The sequence below is a fragment of the Myxococcus sp. MH1 genome, assembly GCF_059738865.1.
Genome location: NZ_AP026947.1, coordinates 4,049,110 through 4,066,930, shown reverse-complemented (window position 1 = coordinate 4,066,930; position 17,821 = coordinate 4,049,110). Strand labels below are relative to the sequence as shown.

The 17,821-nt window shown below is 70.1% G+C and carries 16 protein-coding genes; 3 read left to right on the top strand and 13 right to left on the bottom strand.

What is annotated here, in order from left to right; genetic code table 11:
- Positions 1-26: 26 nt before the first annotated feature.
- The 7 genes from AC6JA9_RS16280 to AC6JA9_RS16250 form a co-directional block, all read right to left on the bottom strand.
- Complete coding sequence (locus AC6JA9_RS16280; RefSeq protein ID WP_497960077.1) at positions 27-1,871, bottom strand: GspE/PulE family protein; 1,845 nt, start codon at positions 1,869-1,871, stop codon at positions 27-29.
- Positions 1,856-3,652, bottom strand: coding sequence for a zinc metalloprotease (locus AC6JA9_RS16275; protein WP_497960076.1), 1,797 nt, complete (start codon positions 3,650-3,652; stop codon positions 1,856-1,858). The genes AC6JA9_RS16280 and AC6JA9_RS16275 overlap by 16 nt, the downstream gene beginning before the upstream one ends.
- 118 nt (positions 3,653-3,770) lie before the next feature.
- Complete coding sequence (locus AC6JA9_RS16270) at positions 3,771-4,505, bottom strand: uroporphyrinogen-III synthase (protein ID WP_267696731.1); 735 nt, start codon at positions 4,503-4,505, stop codon at positions 3,771-3,773.
- Between the two features lie 42 nt (positions 4,506-4,547).
- Complete coding sequence (gene hemC, locus AC6JA9_RS16265; protein ID WP_497960075.1) at positions 4,548-5,489, bottom strand: hydroxymethylbilane synthase; 942 nt, start codon at positions 5,487-5,489, stop codon at positions 4,548-4,550.
- Complete coding sequence (gene hemA, locus AC6JA9_RS16260) at positions 5,486-6,820, bottom strand: glutamyl-tRNA reductase (protein ID WP_223746766.1); 1,335 nt, start codon at positions 6,818-6,820, stop codon at positions 5,486-5,488. The genes hemC and hemA overlap by 4 nt, the downstream gene beginning before the upstream one ends.
- Before the next feature lie 2 nt (positions 6,821-6,822).
- A complete protein-coding gene (locus AC6JA9_RS16255; RefSeq protein WP_141323221.1) occupies positions 6,823-7,638 on the bottom strand; it encodes a cytochrome C assembly family protein in 816 nt (271 codons plus the stop codon).
- Between the two features lie 34 nt (positions 7,639-7,672).
- The gene (locus tag AC6JA9_RS16250; RefSeq protein ID WP_194869015.1) at positions 7,673-8,053 is read right to left on the bottom strand and encodes a hypothetical protein; all 381 of its coding nucleotides are present in this window, start codon (positions 8,051-8,053) and stop codon (positions 7,673-7,675) included.
- A 179-nt stretch (positions 8,054-8,232) separates the two neighbouring features.
- Here AC6JA9_RS16250 and trxA point away from each other — a divergent pair, with 179 nt between their 5' ends.
- Positions 8,233-8,562 (top strand): thioredoxin, encoded by a 330-nt coding sequence (gene trxA / locus AC6JA9_RS16245; protein WP_223746765.1) that lies wholly within the window; start codon positions 8,233-8,235, stop codon positions 8,560-8,562.
- Positions 8,563-9,033: 471 nt separating this feature from the next.
- A complete protein-coding gene (locus AC6JA9_RS16240) occupies positions 9,034-9,363 on the top strand; it encodes a hypothetical protein (protein ID WP_046712903.1) in 330 nt (109 codons plus the stop codon).
- 116 nt (positions 9,364-9,479) lie between these two features.
- Here the strand turns inward: AC6JA9_RS16240 and AC6JA9_RS16235 are convergent, their stop codons facing one another.
- The 5 genes from AC6JA9_RS16235 to mreC form a co-directional block, all read right to left on the bottom strand.
- A complete protein-coding gene (locus AC6JA9_RS16235; protein WP_408890842.1) occupies positions 9,480-10,166 on the bottom strand; it encodes a PilZ domain-containing protein in 687 nt (228 codons plus the stop codon).
- Between the two features lie 137 nt (positions 10,167-10,303).
- Positions 10,304-11,455: a rod shape-determining protein RodA gene (gene rodA, locus AC6JA9_RS16230; protein WP_223746763.1), complete on the bottom strand. Its 1,152-nt coding sequence runs from the start codon at positions 11,453-11,455 to the stop codon at positions 10,304-10,306.
- Positions 11,439-13,478: a penicillin-binding protein 2 gene (mrdA, locus tag AC6JA9_RS16225; RefSeq protein ID WP_267696735.1), complete on the bottom strand. Its 2,040-nt coding sequence runs from the start codon at positions 13,476-13,478 to the stop codon at positions 11,439-11,441. The genes rodA and mrdA overlap by 17 nt, the downstream gene beginning before the upstream one ends.
- Positions 13,475-13,975: a hypothetical protein gene (locus AC6JA9_RS16220; RefSeq protein ID WP_046712899.1), complete on the bottom strand. Its 501-nt coding sequence runs from the start codon at positions 13,973-13,975 to the stop codon at positions 13,475-13,477. The genes mrdA and AC6JA9_RS16220 overlap by 4 nt, the downstream gene beginning before the upstream one ends.
- Complete coding sequence (gene mreC / locus AC6JA9_RS16215; RefSeq protein ID WP_046712898.1) at positions 13,972-14,832, bottom strand: rod shape-determining protein MreC; 861 nt, start codon at positions 14,830-14,832, stop codon at positions 13,972-13,974. The genes AC6JA9_RS16220 and mreC overlap by 4 nt, the downstream gene beginning before the upstream one ends.
- 217 nt (positions 14,833-15,049) lie before the next feature.
- On the opposite strand from mreC, the gene AC6JA9_RS16210 reads away from it, so the two are divergent.
- Positions 15,050-16,618, top strand: coding sequence for a peptidylprolyl isomerase (locus AC6JA9_RS16210; RefSeq protein WP_174816718.1), 1,569 nt, complete (start codon positions 15,050-15,052; stop codon positions 16,616-16,618).
- Positions 16,619-16,701: 83 nt separating this feature from the next.
- On the opposite strand, the gene AC6JA9_RS16205 is transcribed toward AC6JA9_RS16210, so the two are convergent.
- Positions 16,702-17,796 (bottom strand): sensor domain-containing diguanylate cyclase, encoded by a 1,095-nt coding sequence (locus tag AC6JA9_RS16205; RefSeq protein WP_141323208.1) that lies wholly within the window; start codon positions 17,794-17,796, stop codon positions 16,702-16,704.
- Positions 17,797-17,821 lie beyond the last annotated feature (25 nt).

Here is a 17,821-nt window from a genome sequence, read left to right as displayed (position 1 = left end):
CACGGTGAAACACCGTGCGCCCGTCCTCACGCGGACGTCATCCGCACCACTTCGTCGAACGCGGTGAGCCCCTGCGCCAGCTTGCGAACGGCGGCCTCGCGCAGCGTGCGCATCCCGCCGAGCCGGGCCACCTCCACCAGCTTCTCGTACGGAGCCTCGCGGGAGATGTGCTCCCGCAGCTCCCTGCCCGTGGTGACGATTTCGAAGACACCCGTGCGTCCGATGAAGCCCGTGCCACGGCAGCGCACGCAGCCCGCGCCCTTGAGCAATCGCACGCCCCCGGGGAGCAGCGGCAACGGCGCCTGGAGCGCCAGGAGCTCGTCGGGCGTCAACGACGTCTCCTCCGCGCAATGACTGCACACCCGCCGCAGCAGGCGCTGTGCCATCACCCCGAGCAGACTCTGCGCCAGCAGGAATGACGGCACCCCCAGGTCCCTCATGCGCGCCACCGCGCCAAGTGCGTCGTTGGTGTGCAACGTGGACAGCACCAGGTGTCCGGTGAGCGCGGACTGGATGGCGTTCTCCGCCGTCTCCGCGTCGCGAACCTCGCCCACCATGATGACGTCCGGGTCCTGGCGCAGGATGTGCCGCAACGCCCCGGCGAAATCCAGCCCCACCTTGGGCTGCACCTGCACCTGGTTGAACGCGTCCCACACCATCTCGATGGGGTCTTCAATCGTGGTGACGTTGACGTCCGGCCCCGCCAGCGCCTTGAGCGCCGAGTAGAGCGTCGTCGTCTTGCCACTGCCTGTCGGGCCCGTCACCAGGATGAGCCCGTGCGGCTGGTCGATCCACGACTCGAAGTTGGCCTTCTCGTCCGGCTCGAAGCCGAGCTGGGCGATGTCCTGCACCAACGTCTCCGGGTCGAAGATGCGGATGACCACCTTCTCGCCGAAGGCCGTGGGCAACGTGCTGACACGCAGCTCCACCTCGCGCCCATCCCGCTCCGTCTTGATGCGCCCGTCCTGCGGCTTGCGCTTCTCCGAGATGTCGATGCGCGAGAGCATCTTCACGCGCGACACAATCGGCGGATGCACCTGCGCCGGCAACGAATACACCGGATGCAACACGCCATCGATGCGCAGCCGCACCACGCTCGTGGCGCGCTTGGGCTCGATGTGGATATCCGAGGCGCGGTTGTCGAACGCGTAGCGCAGCAGGTAGTCCACCGCCTGCACCACGGGCCGGTCCGACGCCTCCAGCTCCTGCGTCCCGCTCAAGGAGACGAGCTGCTCGAAGTTGGAGACCTGCGCCCCACCCGACGCCGCGCTGAAGTCATCCGCCGCCCGCGCGAGCGTCTTCTTGAAGCCGTAGATGTCGGAGATGGACTTGAGGATGTCCGCCTTCGAGCTGAGCACCGGCTCCACCGGCAGCCCCGTCAGCCGGTGGAAGCTCTCGAACAGCTCCCGGTCGAACGGGTTCGCCACCGCGACCACCAGGCGCCCCTGCGGCGTGCGCTCCAGCGGGAGCAGCACGTGCTTCTGCGCATAGGGCCGCGACACCGTGCGCGTGGCCAGCCCCATGTCCAGCTTCAGCGGGTCGATCTTCCGGTACGTCAACCCGGAGGCGCGCGCGGCCGCCTCGGTGACGCGGTCCTCGTCCAGCACGCCGCGGCCATTGGCCAACGGCACCTGGAACGCGGCCACCACCTCCACCGGAGACACGTCGTAGCGCGCGGCGTCCTTGCCGCTCGCCGCGGTCTGCGCCTTGAGCACACGCGCTCGCGCCGCGGGCTCCTTCGCGAGCACCTCCTGGGCCTGCTGGGGCGTCAACAGCCCCTGGCCGACGAGCGCCTCCAGGACGAAGAGCGTGGTGAAGTCCACCCGGCTCCTCACGGCAGACGCATTCGGGCCGCTCACGGCTTGTGCCACGTCCTTCTCCTTCCAGCCACCAGCAGCAACAGGACCAATCCACCCAGGAAGGCCGCCGCCGACACGGGCGCCCCCTGGCAACCACAGCCGTCCGGACCACCCGGGCCCTTCGGCGGCCCCGCGTCCACGGGCGGCGGAGGCGGCGTGCCCGCGTCGTTGCACAGCGTGCACGAGCCCGCGTCCGGCTTGGCGAGCGGATCGTAACAGGTGCCCGCGGCCGAGCAGAGCATGGAGGGCGCGCAGTCCTTCTCCGTCCGGCAGACAGGCAGACAGGCGGAGCTGCCCTGCTCCACCGTGCCGCACCTCAGCGTCGCGTCACACGACGTCGCCGAGCAGGCCCGGACACACGCCCGCTCACCCTCCTTGTTCACCACCTGGCACGACGTCCCACCCGGGCACGCGCACGCCGCCACCGAGCACGGCTGCGCGCAGACGCCCTCCGTGCCTCCCTCCGCGAAGAGGCAGTACTGGTTGGTGCCGCACTGCGCATCCGCCGTGCACGCATCCCCCACCTGCCTGCCCGCCGTCTGCCGAGGCACGCAGACGCGGTCGCACGTCCTGCAAACGGAGTTGCTGTCGCAATCCGCATCACCATAGCAACCGGGGACGCAGAGGTTCCCCTCGGGGCGCGTCTCGCAGGTATAGCCGGGCCGACAGTCGCTCCCGCCGGGCGTACAGGTCTTCAGACAGATGGAGCCCTGGCCGGGGACGTCCGAGCACTCGGCGCCCGCGGGGCAGGAGCCCTCGCCGCTGCACGTCTCCGTGCAGTAGCCCAGGTCCCACCGGTCGAACTCCCCGTTGCCCGAGGGCGGATCCACCGGCGGGATGCAGACGCCGTTGGTGTTGCCACAGCTGCGCGGGCCCGGCGTGCACTCGCGGCCCACGGGCGTGACGCCGTCGGGCAGCGCCGGAAGACAGGCCTTCGTATAGCCATTCACCAACGAGGAGTCGCGGCAGACATAGGGCGCGGGGCACTCGCCGGAGGTGTTGCCAAAGCAGCCCTTCGCGCAGACCTTCAGGTCCTTGCCCGACACCGTGGACGGCGCGGTGACACACGTCAGGCCCGTGGTGCACGTGCCGCTCTCGCACGGGGAGCCGACCGCCCCCGTCTTCGGATAGAAGCGGCACAGCGCCGTCCTGTCGTAGTCCGCCAGCTGCCGCCGCGTCACGCCCGTGGGCAGGTCGAAGAACATCACCGCGCCAATGGCCTCGAAGCTGTCACCGAGCCCCAGACAGTGGCCGATTTCGTGGGTCAGCACACTCTGGATGTCCATGCGTCCCGCCGGCGTGGGCGTCAGCGTGGACCAGGCGTAGTTCACCGCGTTGAGATAGACATCACACTGGTACACGTAGCCGCCGAAAGTCAGCGCCCTCGCGGCCGCGGGCCTGTCGCCTCCGTTGAGCGTGTCCTGAAAGTGAATATCGGTCGCGCTCGTCACCCAGATGGGAACGACGTTGAAGCGGTCCCCCGGGTCATCGACGTTCGCCATGGGCGAGCCCGTCGTCGCCACGCCGCCGTCCGCCGGGAAGGAGAACGTGGGCCACGCGCAGGTCGTCCCCTGCCAGGTCTCGAAAGCCGCGCGACTGGCCGCCGTCACCAGGGCCAGGTCATTGCCGGCGGGCTGGGCCGCACGCCCGTCCACGTAGAAGACGAAGGGGTCCGACGGCGTGCTGAGCACCCGGTACCCCAGGTCCCTGTATTCCAGCACCTGCTGCGCCGCCGCCGTGGCGGCCAACAACAGCCCAAGTACGACGGCGCTCCGCTGCGAACCCCGATTCATCGATGAGACCCCTCCCGCGTCGCCTGACTCCCGGCATGCGGCCGGCAGGGCGATGGGAAGGCCAGTCTACTCGCGAACGATTCGCCTCGTGGCACCCACGCTGCTTTCCGCCCGGAACTCAGTTCCCCCGGACGGCGCGCACCGTGGCGTCCACCAGCGACTCGGGCGTGGGTCGCTCGGCGATGGCCGAGGCCGGCAGCCCCAGTTGCTCCAGCGCCGAGGCCGTCGTCGGACCGATGGCCACCACCCGCGCGGCGCCCAGCCGCTCGCGCCCCGCGGCCTCCAGGAAGGCCTCCGCCGTGCGCGGCGAGGCGAACACCGCCACGTCGGGCGGCGAGGCCCCCAGCAGCTCCAACGCCTCCAGTGGCAGCTCCGCCGGCAGCGAGCGGTAGGCCGTCACCCGCGTGACGAGCACCCCGGCCTCCCGCAGCGCGTCCTCCAGCTCGCGCCGACCGTCCTCCGCCGCGGGCAGCAGCACCTCGTCTCCGGACTGCAGGCCGTCCTTGAGCATCTCGAACAGCGCCTGCCCCGTGCCCTCCTCGGGCTCCGCGGCCACGTCCAGCCCATAGCCCTTCACCGCGCGCGCGGTGCGAGGCCCCACCGCCGCCAGCTTCACGCGGGAGAGCCTGTCGGACGTGCCCGCCTCCCGGAGCGCGTCCAGCAGCGCGTCCACCGCGGACGGGCTCGCGAACACCACCCAGCGGTAGCGCTGGATGTGCTCCGCGGCCGACGCCAGCGGGCGCGGGTCCTCCGGAGGACGCAGCTCCAGCAGCGGGAGGCTGAGCACCTCCGCGCCCTCGTCCTCCAGGAGGAAGCACAGCTCTTCGGCCCGCTCACGCGGGCGCGTCACCAAGACTCGGATGCCTTCCAGTCGCCGTTCCACGCGCGCGGCAGTCTAGGGCCGCGCGCCCGGGCGGCGAGCGAAATCACGCAGGATGTCCGCCGCGCCACGCGACAGCAGGTCGTCCGCGAGCGCCTCGCCCAGCTCGGCCGCCTTCGCCACGGGGCCACGCACCTCGCCCCGCACCACGTGTGCGCCATCCGGCCGGCCCACGAGTCCTCGCAGGTGCACCTGGCCCTCCGACACCGTGGCATGCCCCGCCAGCGGCACCGTGCAGCCGCCCTCCAGCTTCGCCAGCAGCGCCCGCTCCGCCGTCACCGCCACCCGCGTCGTCGCGTGCTCCAGCGGCGCGAGCAGACCGCACACCCGCGCGTCCGCCCCGCGGCACTGGATGGCGAGCACCCCCTGCCCCACCGCTGGCAGGCTCACGTCGGTGGACAGCACCTCCGTGATGACGTGCTCCAACCCCAGTCGCTTGAGCCCCGCGTGCGCCAGCAGCGCGCCGGCGAGCCCCAGCTCCTTCGTCTTCGACAGACGCGTCTGCACGTTGCCGCGCACGCTCACGATCTCGAGGTCCGGCCGACGCGAGCGCAGGATGCAGCTGCGGCGCAGCGAGGACGTCCCCACGCGCGCGCCCTGGGGCAGCGCGTCCACCGTCGTCTGGCCCGCGGTGCCGCAGAAGGCATCCCGCGGGTCCTCGCGCTCGGGCACCGCCGCGAGCACCAGGCCCTCGGGCAGCTCGGACGTCATGTCCTTCAGGCTGTGCACCGCGATGTCGGCGCGCCCGTCGATGAGCGCCTGCTCAATCTCCTTCACGAACAGGCCCTTGCCGCCCACCGAGGACAGGGGCGCGGACAGGAAGCGGTCCCCCTCGGTGGTCATCTCGACGAAGGACACCTCGAGGCCCGGGTGGTGGGACTTCAGGAGCGCGCCCACGTGTCGCGCCTGCCAGAGCGCCAGCGGGCTCTGCCGGGTGGCGATGCGCACGGACGTCATCGCTTCGCCCCCGTGGCCACCTGCGCCGGGCCCTGCGCGGACAGGGCCTGCGGCTGCTGCTCCGCCGCCTCCAGCTCTGCCTCGAGCAACCCGAACAGCTCCGCGGCCGCGCCCGCCAGCCGGTTGCCCTCGCCCTCCGGCCCCACCGCGCGCAGGCGCGAGGTCGGCTCGTGCAACAGCTTGTTGACGATGGCGCGCCCCATGGCCTCGATGCTCTTGCGCTGCTTGTCCGTCAACCCATCCCCCAGCGACGTCAACGTCCGCTCCACCTCGGCGCGGGCAATCCCCTCCGCGCGTTGCCGCAACCTCGCCAGCACCGGCATCCCCTCGCGCAGCGCGCGCTCCTTGACGAAGCGCGCCACCTCCTGCGCCACCAATACCCCGGCCTTGTGCGCCTCCTCGGCGCGCGCGGCCGCGTTGTCCGCGACGAACTTCTGGATGTCGTCCACGTCGTAGGCGTGCACCCAGTCCAGCGTGCCCACCCCGGGGTCGATGTCGCGCGGCACCGCCAGGTCCACCATGAACAGGGGGCGGCCACGGCGCGCCTTGCCCACCGCGCCCACATTGTCCCGCGTGAACAGCGGCACCGGCGACGCCGTGCTGCACACCACCACGTCCGCCGCCGTCAGCAGCGTGAAGAGCTCCTCGAAGGGCCGCGCCGTCCCGCCCACCTCGGCCGCCAGCGCCTCCGCGCGCGCCAGGGTGCGGTTGGTGATGAAGAGCTTCGTCGCGCCCGCCTGCTGCAGGTGCCGCGCCGCCAGTTCCCCCATCTCCCCCGCCCCCACCACCAGCACCGTCTTGCCCTTCAGCCCGTCGAACACCTTGCTCGCCAGCTGCACCGCCGCGGACGCCATGGACGTCGCCGCGCGGCCGATGGCCGTCTCGGTGCGCACCCGCTTGGCGCAGCCGAACGCCGCCGCGCACGCCCGCGTCAGCTCACCCCGCACCGCGCCCGCGCCCTGCCCGCGCTCGAACGCGTCCTTCACCTGGCCGAGGATCTGCGCCTCGCCCAGCACCATGGAGTCCAGGCTGGACGCCACGCGGAACAGGTGGATGAGCGCGGCCTCGCCCCGGTGCTCGTACAGGTGCTCGGCCGCCTCGGGCCCGCCCAGCGCCTGCAGCTCCGACACGGCGCGCTCCCGGGCCACGCCCCCATCCGGCGCGGACAGATACACCTCCACCCGGTTGCAGGTGGAGACCCACAACACCTCCACCGGGGCCTGCGCCAGCTTCTGCAGCACCTCCACCTGACGCGCTTCGGACAAGGCCAGCCGCTCGCGCACCACCAGGGGCGCCGTGCGGTGGGACAGGCCAATGCAGACGAGCTCCATACTCAGGGAATCCTCATGACGGCGGCCGCGGTCGGCGTCGCGTCATACGAGGTGAGGAAGGACACCAGCACCAGGCAGAAGCCCGCCATGGTCAGCAATGCCACACGCCTCCCACGCCAGCCGGCGAAGATGCGCGCGTTGACCAGCGCCGCGAACACCGCCCACGCCACCACCGTGGCGATGGACTTGCCATCCCACTGCCAGCCCACCGTCGTCGTCACGAAGAAGGCCCCCGTCGCCAGGGTGATCGACAGCGCGATGAAGCCCCACACCACCAACCGCCGGTTGAGGGTGTCCAGGAACTCCAGCGACGGCAGCCGCGCGAACAACAGCCCGAAGCGCTTGGCCCGCACCTGCCGCTCCATCAGCAGGTACATGACCCCCACCCCCGCGGCCACCGCGAACGCCGCCAGCCCCAACAGCGCCAGCGAGATGTGCAGCGGCAACAAGGGCTGGCGCACGCCGGGAGGCAACGGCGACTGGCCCCCGTGCAGCAGCAGGCCGGGCAGGAGCACCGTCACCGCCAGCGGCGTCAGGAACGCGCCGATGACGGGCCTGCGGTAGCGCACGTCCAGTGCCAGGAAGATGGCGAGCAGCAGGAAGGCCAGCGCGGAGAAGCCCTGCGCCAAGCCCACCGGACGGCCGCCCTGGGCGCCCAACAGCTCGAACAGGGCCACGCCGTGGAGCACCAGCCCCCCGCCCACCAGGACGCGACCGGCCATGGCCAGCCCTTCCGACTGGCGGACGAGGTAGGCGAGGTAGGCCACGGCGGCGATGCCGTAGGCGTGGCAGGCGAGCGATACGAGCGTGTGGCTCATGGAATCAGGCTCATAACCGCGGCAGACAGGCGAATCAGCCCATCTTGTTGAGGAGGAACGCCGCCAACAGGTCCGTCTCCGAATCGGGTTTCTTCCCCGCCGCCTCCGGCTTCGGAGCGCCGGAGGGGACCTCCGTCACATACCCTGGAACGACCTCGTAGGCGGACTCCCCCACCAGCACCGAGTCGGCCATCTGCTCGGCCCCCAGTCGGGAGAGCTGCTCCTCGGTCTTCACCTTGGCCACCAGGCCGTGGGTGTCCTCGCCCGACACCAGTTGCAGGAAATGCACGGCCGGTGAGACGGCGAAGGCCGTTCCACCCTCGGCCATGACCACCAGCCGGCCGTCACGCAGGTCCGCTTTGTCAGCCAGTGCCCACTCCTCGAGCTGGGCCTGGGGCAGGAAGAGCTTCGTCACGCCCGCCAGCCTACACCAGCGCCGCGCCCGGGGGGCGGATGATCCTTCCAGGTGAAACCCCGGGCTGCCGGCCGCATCATTGCGGGCGGACTGGCCCCGGCCCACCGGTTCTTGCAGCCCCACGAGGCGCGTACTAGACGACGCGCCATGCAGGCCACAGAGGGCCCCAAGGAGACATCATGGCAGGCGACAACGTGACGAATGTCGGAGATGGCGACTTCAAGCAGCAGGTGCTGGACTCCGAGCAGCCCGTGCTGGTGGATTTCTGGGCGACCTGGTGCGCGCCGTGCCGCGCCATCGCGCCCTCCATCGACGCGCTCGCCGAGCAGTACAAGGGCCAGGTGAAGTTCACCAAGCTCAACATCGACGACAACCAGGGCACGCCGCAGAACTACGGCATCCGGTCCATCCCCACGCTGCTCGTCTTCAAGGGCGGCCAGGTCGTGGAGCAGATCGTCGGCGCCGTCCCCAAGGCGCGCATCGAGGACGCCCTCAAGAAGGCGCTGTAGACCTCCGAGCGCCGGGCACGGGCCTGGCGGGTCGAGGCCAATGCCTCCCGCCCACGCCCTGTCCGGCGCTTCGTCGTACGGCCAGACGCCCCACCCCGTTTCGTTTCCGGGACGAATCAACCCGCGCTCCGCTCCTTCGCGTGACGCGCTTCGTCTCGCACCCAGCGTGAGTCCCTTGCGCGGCCCCGCCAATCCCACGCCACGCGCACGCAAACTTTTCGTGCCCTCTCAGCGATTTCTCAGACTTCGCGCCATTTTCACCCGCGCGGACAAATCCACCGCGATGCGCAAATCAGCACGCATGGCACGTGTGGGAAACACGTATCCCTTTGCAGTCGTGTCACCAATTTTTCGGGACGACTTGCGAGTCATGAGAGACCCCTCCCAGGCTGTATTGACAACGTTGACATCCACCGCCAAATAAGCGCATTGGGAGTCTTGCTTTGTTTGACTGTTTTCACGGGAGTTTTCATGGCACGACCACGTAAGGAGTTGTCGAAGGTCCCCCTGACCCCCGCCATGGTGAATTGGGCGGAGGCGCTGGGTGACGCGATTGGCCGAGGCGTCCTCCGCGCGATGAACCAGGGCATGCCGCTGTCGAGCGGCTCGGGGAGCAGCAATGCGCTGTCGGCGAGCCGTCGGCGCGGCCGTCCGCCCAAGGCCCTTGCGGGCAACATGGTGGCGGCGGACCGGCGTTGCACGATGCCGGATTGCACGCGCGAGCAGCGCTCGAAGGGGCTGTGTTCAGCCCATTACCAGGCGGAGCGGCGTCGCTTGTTGGCGGGTGGCAAGCCCGCCTGAGACACGGCGGTACGCGGTGGCGCCCACGGCCCTGGGCGAGCCACCCGCCGTCAATGCGTGTCAGGGGTGGGCATTCCCTCGCATGACGGGCAGGCTCGCGAGGGAGGGACGATGCGTCACTTCGCCTGCCAGGGGTCCGCTTCCGTGCTCGTCGCCTTGAGCAGCTCCCAGGCCGAAAGCACATCCACCACCCGCTCCAGCTCATTGGGCAGCGAGCGCGCCCGCTGCGAGCGCAGGTAGTCCTCCGCGAAGGCCCGCAGGCGGTTGCCCACGAAGAGCCGGGCCAGGGCCACCTCCGTCTGTCCACTGAAGTCGAGGAAGCGGATGCCGAAGCCGCTGCGGCCCCCGGGGCCGTCCTCGCGCTCCTCGCGGACGATTTCGGCCCGGGCCCGCACGGGCGCGGCGCCGGGCTCCAGCGAGAAGCTCACGCCCAGCACCGTCCCCAAGGGCAGGTAGAAGGTGCTCTCCAGGAAGGCGCCGCTGACGCTGACGTTGATGGACGCCAGGCTCGCCGCGAACCGGCGCCCGCCCTGGTCGTCATCCACCCAGACCTCGAAGCGTGTCGTCAGCTGCGCCCGGGGGAACTCCCGGTGCTCGGGCTCCCCCTGGTTCTTCTCGATGACGGGCAACAGCGCCGCCACGGGCGTGGGGGCCACCGAGGGAGGCCTGCGCGGCTCCTCCTTCACCGGAGCGCCCGGCCTGGCCACCACCGTCGCCGCCGGGGGCTTCACGTCCCTCGCCGCATGGGGAAGCTCCGCCACGCGGACACTCCCCGTCGCCTTCTGCCCACCCTTCCTCTGCATGCCTGACCTCCACCGGCCCGGGAGGGCTTCACCCTCCCCCCGGAATTGGTGGGTTGATTCATACACCACCCTGGGCCGGGCGCCGAGCGCTCGTGACGACCTCGTGAGTCTCCCGTCGTCGCGCGGCTCGCGATGTCTCAGAACATGTGACGACGCATGCTGATGTTCACCAGCAATCCAATGCTGAGCATCACGGACATCATGGAAGACCCGCCATAACTCATCAGCGGCAGGGTGATGCCCGTCACCGGCAGCAAGCCGATGACCATGCCGATGTTCTCGAACACCTGCCAGAAGAGCATGGCCACGACGCCCACGGCGACGAAGGCGCCGAACCTGTCTCGGGCGCTGAACCCCACCCCCAGGCCGAAGATGAAGATGGCGCCATAGAGCACCAGCAGGAGGGTGCACAGCACGAAGCCGTGCTCCTCCGCCCACACCGAGAAGATGAAGTCGGTGTGCTGCTCGGGCAGGAAGCGCAGGCCCGTCTGGGTGCCCTCGCGCCAGCCCTTGCCCGACACGCCGCCGCTGCCCACGGCGATCTTCGACTGCGCCGCGTGGTAGCCGCTGCCGCGCAGGTCCGCCTCCGGATCCAACCACCCGGAGATGCGCTGGCTCTGGTGCTTCTTCAAGTGGTGCCGGACGATGGTGGGCCGGGGCTCCGGCACCTCGCGGATGTAGTCGTTCCAGATGACGATGGCGCCCGCGAGCACCCCCGCCACCAACGTGGCCACCAGGTACCAGCGCACCTTGCCGAAGAGGATGACGGTGAGCGACGACAGGCCGATCATCAGCGCGGTGCCCAGGTCCGGCTGCACCAGCACGAGGATGAAGGGCACGCCCACCACCACCAGCGGCTTCCACAGCCGCACCAGGCCGTAGGACGGCTCATTGGGGCGGAAGTCGTCGTGGTAGACCTTGGCCAGCATCAGCACGACGCCAATCTTCATGAACTCCGCGGGCTGCAGGCGGAACGGGCCGATGGCGAACCAGCTCTCGGCGCCCTTGGCCGTGTGGCCGACGAAGCGCAGCGCGATGAGCGCCAGGATGTTGGCGACGTAGATGGGCATCGCCATGCGTTGGATCCAGCGGTAGTCCACCAGGCACACCACCAGCACCGCGACGATGCCCAGGCCCAGGTACAGGGCCTGGCTGGACCACACCGGCGCCAGCGGAGGGCGCGACGCGGAGGCCAGGTTCCAGATGCCCAGCAGGGCCACGGCCAGCACGCAGAAGATGAGCCCCCACGGCACGTGGGGCACCATCCGCCGCTCAATCCTGAGTTGCATGCCTGTCCTCGGACTCCTCGTCGCCCGGAAGCTGCGTGGGGGGGCGCACGCCCCGCGTCATGGCCGCCTCGTCGGGAGACGGCGGGCGGAACATCGACGGGGTGTAGGGCTGGTTGGGACGCGGCGGCGGCGCCGTGGCGTCCAGCTTCTTCAGGTCCAGGTACTTCTGGATGACGGCCAGCGCCGTGGGCGCCGCGTCCGAGCCGCCGTGGCCGCCGTGCTCGTTGAGCACCACCACCGCGATTTCAGGATGGTCCGCCGGGGCGAAGCCCGCGAACCAGGCATGGTCTCTCTCGAAGAAGCTCATCTGGTGCGTCTTCAGGCGGATGGCGCCCAGGCGCGCCACCTGCGCGGTGCCCGTCTTCGCCGCCACCTTCACGTCCAGGTCGCGCATGTACTTCAGGCGCGAGCGGTACGACGTGCCGCCCGGCTCATGGGCCACCTTCACCAGGCCGTCGATGACGGCCTTCAGGTGCGCGGGCGGCAGGTCCACCCGACGGACGACCTCCGGCTTGAACTCCTCGATGACCTGGCCGTCCAGGTTCTCCAGCCGCTGCACCATCTGCGGCTTGTACAGCGTGCCGCCGTTGGCGATGGCCGCGTACATCAGCGCGAGCTGCAGCGGCGTGACGTTGTTGTCACCCTGGCCGATGGCGCTGTTGAGCGCCATGCCCTTGGTGTAGCCGCCGGGCGAGGCTTTGTCGTGGTACGCGCTGGTCGGCATGATGCCGGGCACCTCCGCCACCACGTTGATGCCGGTGGGGCTGCCCAGGCCCAGCGACTTGCCCATCTCGCCAATCGGGTCCAGGCCGATGGTGTCCGCCACCTTGTAGAACCAAGTGTCGCAGGAGCTCTTCATCGCGTCCAGGCCGTCGACGTGGCCGTGGCCGCGGTCCAGGTGGCAGCGCCAGGTGCGCGCGCCCAGCCGGTAGCCGCCCGGGCAGTTCACCACCGTCTCCGGACGGAACGCGCCGGACTTGAACGCCGCCAGCGCGGTGACGACCTTGAACGTGGAGCCCGGGCTGTAGTGCTCGGCCGCCACGCGGTTGACCATGGGCTCCAGCGGATCGCGCGACAGCTGTGCCATCTGCGTGGGCGTCACGCGGCCCGTCAGGAGGTTGGGGTCGAAGCCGGGCCGGGACACCAGCGCGCGGATGAAGCCCGTGTGCACGTCGATGGCGACCACCGCGCCGGTGACACCGGGGAAGGCGCGCTCGGCCTCCTCCTGCAGGCGCATGTCGATGGAGAGCACCAGGTTGCTGCCCGCCTTGGGCTGCACCACGGCGTTGTCGCCCAGCTTGACGTTGAGCTCTTCAATCTTCTGGCCGCGCGCGTTCACCACTTCCTTGCGCACGCCGTCCTGGCCGCGCAGGCGCTGCTCGAAGTAGCGCTCCAGGCCGCGCCGGCCGATGTAGTCCCCCAGCGCGTAGCGCGCGCCGTCGCCGTTGAGCCGCTCGAGCTCGTCCTGGGTGATTTCGTTCATGTAGCCCAGCACGTGCGACAGCACCGTGTGGGTCCGGTAGAAGCGGTGCGGGACGGGCGCCACCTCCACGCCGTCCAGGATGTCCCGGCGCGCCGCCAGCCGATCATACTCGTCGCGCGTCAGGTCCACGCGCACCGGCACCGGCTGGAAGGGCGCGTTGCGGCGGCCCTGGCGCACCAGGTCCTCCACCTTCTTCGCCTGGTCCGCGTCCCACTGGAGCAGCTCCGCCAGCCGGGGGATGACCTGCGCGAAGCAGTCCGTGCAGAACGCGGGCGTGACGACGGCGTCGAAGGACGGGCGGCTGTCGACGAGGATGGTGCCGCGCGCGTCCTTGATGACGCCGCGGTCGGCGCGCAGCCGCACCTCCTTGACGAAGTTCGCCACGCTCTTGGCGGAGTACTCCTCGCCGCGGGTGATCTGCAGCCGGTAGAGCTGGATGGACAACAGGGCCAGGCCCGCCGTCATGGCCAGGCCCAGCCACAGGAAGCGCCGGCGCAGCTCGCGGCCCGGCGTCGTGTTGCCCAGCGTGGGGGGCGTCACCTCAGCAACCCCGCCGGACGGTCCTGCGCGGCCTCGAAGCGGCGCAGGAGCGGGAAGAGCGCCAGCGCCGCCAGCCCCGTGAGCGCCACCTGCAGCGGCAGCCCCGCGAGCGCCGGCGCCGTGCCGCCGTCCTTCACCGTCAGCCAGGTGAAGAAGGCCGCGAGCAGGCCGTGCCCCACGTCCGCGCCCATGGCGAACAGCGCGAACGACAGCCCGCCGCGCACGTCCACGAAGGTGGACACCAGCCGCCCGACGAGGAAGGTGAACACGGCCAGGAAGGTGAACAGCCCCGTGGGCTGGCCGCTCATCAGGTCCAGCAGGTAGCCCACCGCGAACGCGGAGAAGGCCCCTTCGAGCAGCGTGGCGCGCAGCGCGAGGAACGCCACCAGCACCACGGTGACGTCGATGCGGCCCAGCACGAGCCCCGCCTGCTTGACGACCACGGACTCCAACGTGAGCAGCGCCAGCGCGATGCCCACCGTCACCAGGAACTTCATTTCGACGCACCCTCCGCCGCGCTGCCCTGCGCCATCGCCTTGTAGGGACTGCCCACCACCAGCACCTCCTCCAGCTTGCTGGTGTCCACCGCCGGCACGATGTCCGCGCCCTGGAACATGCCGTGCTCCTTCTTCTCCAGGTTCGTCACCCGGCCCACCACCAGGCCCGGAGGATAGATGCCATCCGTGCCGGAGGTGATGATGAGGTCGCCGTTGTCCACGTCCTCGGTGCGCAGCATGTTCTCCAGCTTGAGCGGCCCGCTGCCCGCCCCCGACGCCGTGCCCCGCGCCCGGGAGCGCTGCACCAGCACCGCCACCCGGCTCTGCGTGTCCGTCACCAGCGCCACGTCCGAATAGCTGGAGGTCGCCCGGATGACCTGCCCCACGATTCCGTCCGGCGTCACCACCGACATGCCCCGGAACACCCCGTCCTTCTCCCCGCCGCTGATGCGCACCGACAACAGCTTCGCCACCGGGTTGACGCCCACCACCCGCGCCGGAATCTCCGGCCCCGGCGCCACCTCCGCGTACCCCAACAGCTTGCGCAGCCGCTCGTTCTCCGTGCGCGACTCCCCCAGGGCCTGCACCGAGGCGCGCAGTTGGAGGTTCTCCAGCCGCAGCGCGTCATTCTCCTGCCGGACCCCGCGCAGATCGAGGTAGTGGCGCACCGCGGACACCGAGCCCTCGATGGTGGCGGTGAGCGCCTGCTGCACGGGCGAGGTGACGGCAATGACCGCCCGATCGATGGGGTTGGGGTCCCTGCCCTTGCGCCCGCTCAGCAGGAAGGCGACCAGCGGGTAGAGGAGCAGGACGCCGACAATCAGGGGACGCCGGTATCGCTTGAGGAGCGACAGCACAGAGGGGAATTCCGGGGTGGGAGGAGGAAGCGGAGGGAGGGGTGCGGCTAAACTCTCTAAATCGCTTGCATTTTCTGGTGCAGTGTCCTAGGCAGTCAAGGCCCGCGAGGGGGGTGGTCGCTGGTCCGCCACCCTTCAGCCGGGCTACCAACAACACCGCGTCGCGAGTCCTTCCGCACGACTTTTCTCGGCGCGTTTGCTCTCCGAAGTGACGACAATGGACGGTCTGAACCCCCGGAAGGTCCTCTCACTGCTGTTCATCATCGGCATCGCGGTGGTGTTCACGCTGCAATTCGGGCCGGGCAGCACCGGCTTCGGCGCCTCGGGTCCGGTGACGGCACCCGGCTCGGTGGCCACGGTGAACGGCAAGGAGATCCCGCTGCGCGACTTCGCCACGGCCTGGGCCCGGCAGATGAGCTTCCTGCGAGCGCAGGGCAGCCCCATCCCCGAGTCCGTGGCCCGCCAGTTCGGCATGCACAACCAGGTGCTCGACAGGCTGGTGAACACGGAGTTGCTCGCCCAGGCGGCCGAGCAGCGCGGCATCACCCCCTCTGATGAAGAGCTGCGCAAGCTCATCCATCAGAACACGGACTTCCACGCCAAGGAGGGCGGGTTCGACTTCGCGCGCTACCAGCAGGTGCTGCGCGACTTCTACCGGAAGACGCCGCCGGAGTTCGAGACGGAGCTGCGCCGGCAGCTGGCCGCGCAGAAGATGATGGAGGTCGTCCGCGCCAACGCCACCGTGTCCGACGACGAGGTGCGCGCGCGCTACGAGAAGGACGGCAACCAGGCCAAGGTCGTCTTCGCGCGCTTCCTTCCCACCATGTACGCGGACAAGGTCGCCGCGCCCACGCCCGCGCAGCTGACGGAGTGGAAGAAGGCGCACGAGAAGGAGATCAAGGACTACTTCGAGGCCAACCGCTTCGTGTACCAGCAGCCCGAGCGCATCCGCGCGCGCCAGGTGCTGGTGAAGCTGCCCCCGGAGGCGACCGCCGAGCAGAAGGCGGAGGCCCTCAAGAAGGCGGAGGCGCTGAAGAAGGAGATCGACGGCGGCAAGGACTTCGCGCAGGTGGCGCGTGACTCCAGCGAGGACCCGGGCAGCAAGGCGCGCGGTGGCGACCTGGGCTGGGTGGAGCGCGGCAGCTGGGAGCCGGTGCTGGCGGACGCGGCGTTCGCGCTCAAGGCGGGCGAGGTGACGGCGCCGGTGGAGACGAAGTTCGGCGTGCACCTGGTGAAGGTGGAGGAGAAGCAGGCGGCCCAGGACAAGAAGCTGGAGGAGGTCCAGGACGAGATCGCCACCACGCTCTTCAAGCAGGAGCGCGCCAAGGAGACGGCGAAGGCGGAGGCCCAGAAGGCGCTGGCCACGGTGCAGGGTGGCAAGACGCTCAAGGAGCTCTTCCCCGCGGAGAAGGAGCAGCCGGCGCTCCTGCGCTTCGAGACGGAGACCCGTCCGGAGGCGGTGGAGACCGACAGCTTCACGGCCGAGGGTGAGGCCGTGCCGCACCTGGGCCCCGCGCCCGCGCTGGTGAAGGCGGCCTTCGCGGTGAGCGCGCCCCAGGTGCTGGGCGAGGTCTTCCCGGTGGGCGAGGGCTTCGTGGTGGCGCAGGTGGTGGAGCGCCAGAAGCCGGACACCGCGGGCTTCGAGCAGAAGAAGGACGCGCTGCGCGTGCAGGCCCAGCAGGCCAAGCAGATTGAAGTGACGGAGTCCTTCCTCAAGGCGCTGAAGAAGGGCGGCAACGTGGTGACCAACCCCGAGGCCATCGACTCGGTGGTCGGCGCCGGGTAAGTCACCCGCTTCAGCTGACAGCACGTGAGGGCCGGGCCGAGGGACTTCCCTCCCCGGCCCTCTCGCTTTTGCAGGGCCCGTGTTCAGCGCACCGGGAAGTCGGAGCCGCCGGAGGGCGTGTCCGGGCCCGGAGGCTCCGCGACGCAGAGGGCATCCCGGCCCCGGGCCTTGGCGCCGTACATGGCGAAGTCCGCGGAGCGGATGAGGTCCAGCGCGGAGGTGGCGTGGTCCGGATAGGTGGCCACGCCGACGCTGGCGGTGACGCGCACGTCCAGGCCGTGCTCCTGGAGGAAGGAGCGCCCGCGGAAGGCCTCACAGACCTTCTGGCCGATGTGCGCGGCGCCGTCCTGGTCCGTCTCCACGAGGAGGATGGCGAACTCGTCGCCCCCGTAGCGGAACACGGCGTCCAGCCCGTTGCGCCCCAGGGACATGAGCAAATCGCCCACCTCCTTCAGCGTGGCGCTGCCCATGAGGTGGCCGAACCTGTCGTTGACGCTCTTGAAGTGGTCCAGGTCCAGGAACACGAGCGACAGCGGGTGGCGGAAGCGCGCCGAGCGCTTCACCTCCGTGTCCAGGAGCGCGCGCAGGTGCCGGGCGTTGTAGCAGCCGGTGTGCTCGTCGGTGATGGTGAGCTCCTGCACCCGGCGGAAGTTGCGCGCGTTCTCAATCGCGATGGCCGCGTAGTCCGCGATGGCCGTCAGCGTGGTGAGGTCGTCGTTGGAGAACGGCGGGTCCGTGGGGCCGTTGACCAGCTCGATGACGCCCAGCACGTGCCCGCGCGACAGGAGCGGCACGGCGAGGATGGAGCGGGTGTGGAAGGCGGAGGCCTCGTCGAAGCGGGGCGCGAAGCTGGGGTCCCCGCCCACGTCGTGCACCAGCCGGGCGACCCCGGAGGAGAACACGGCCCCGGCGATGCCCTCACCGGGGTTGAGCTGAAGGCCCTTGAGGACGCCGGCGCCCTCGCCCACCGCGATTTCGAAGTAGAGCTTCCCGGTGCGCTCGTCCTGGAGGATGAGGGACCAGTTGCGAGGCAGCAGCAGGCTGCTGACCTTCTGCATGACGAGCGCGAGCACCTCGCGCAGCTCCAGCGTGGACGTCAACGCCTTCGCCATCTCGTTGTAGGCGGCCAGTTGCTCCACCGTCCGCTTCATGGCCGACAGGAGGTCCGCGGGATTCATCCGTAGAGTCCACTCCGAGGCGCAA

What these genes read in the sequence shown, in the direction of transcription:
- AC6JA9_RS16275 (WP_497960076.1), bottom strand. Translation starts at nt 3,652, where the DNA reads ATGAATCGGGGTTCGCAGCGGAGCGCCGTCGTACTTGGGCTGTTGTTG.
- hemC (WP_497960075.1), bottom strand. Translation starts at nt 5,489, where the DNA reads ATGACGTCCGTGCGCATCGCCACCCGGCAGAGCCCGCTGGCGCTCTGG.
- hemA (WP_223746766.1), bottom strand. Translation starts at nt 6,820, where the DNA reads ATGGAGCTCGTCTGCATTGGCCTGTCCCACCGCACGGCGCCCCTGGTG.
- AC6JA9_RS16255 (WP_141323221.1), bottom strand. Translation starts at nt 7,638, where the DNA reads ATGAGCCACACGCTCGTATCGCTCGCCTGCCACGCCTACGGCATCGCC.
- trxA (WP_223746765.1), top strand. Translation starts at nt 8,233, where the DNA reads ATGGCAGGCGACAACGTGACGAATGTCGGAGATGGCGACTTCAAGCAG.
- AC6JA9_RS16240 (WP_046712903.1), top strand. Translation starts at nt 9,034, where the DNA reads ATGGCACGACCACGTAAGGAGTTGTCGAAGGTCCCCCTGACCCCCGCC.
- AC6JA9_RS16235 (WP_408890842.1), bottom strand. Translation starts at nt 10,166, where the DNA reads ATGCAGAGGAAGGGTGGGCAGAAGGCGACGGGGAGTGTCCGCGTGGCG.
- rodA (WP_223746763.1), bottom strand. Translation starts at nt 11,455, where the DNA reads ATGCAACTCAGGATTGAGCGGCGGATGGTGCCCCACGTGCCGTGGGGG.
- AC6JA9_RS16220 (WP_046712899.1), bottom strand. Translation starts at nt 13,975, where the DNA reads ATGAAGTTCCTGGTGACGGTGGGCATCGCGCTGGCGCTGCTCACGTTG.
- AC6JA9_RS16210 (WP_174816718.1), top strand. Translation starts at nt 15,050, where the DNA reads ATGGACGGTCTGAACCCCCGGAAGGTCCTCTCACTGCTGTTCATCATC.
- AC6JA9_RS16205 (WP_141323208.1), bottom strand. Translation starts at nt 17,796, where the DNA reads ATGAATCCCGCGGACCTCCTGTCGGCCATGAAGCGGACGGTGGAGCAA.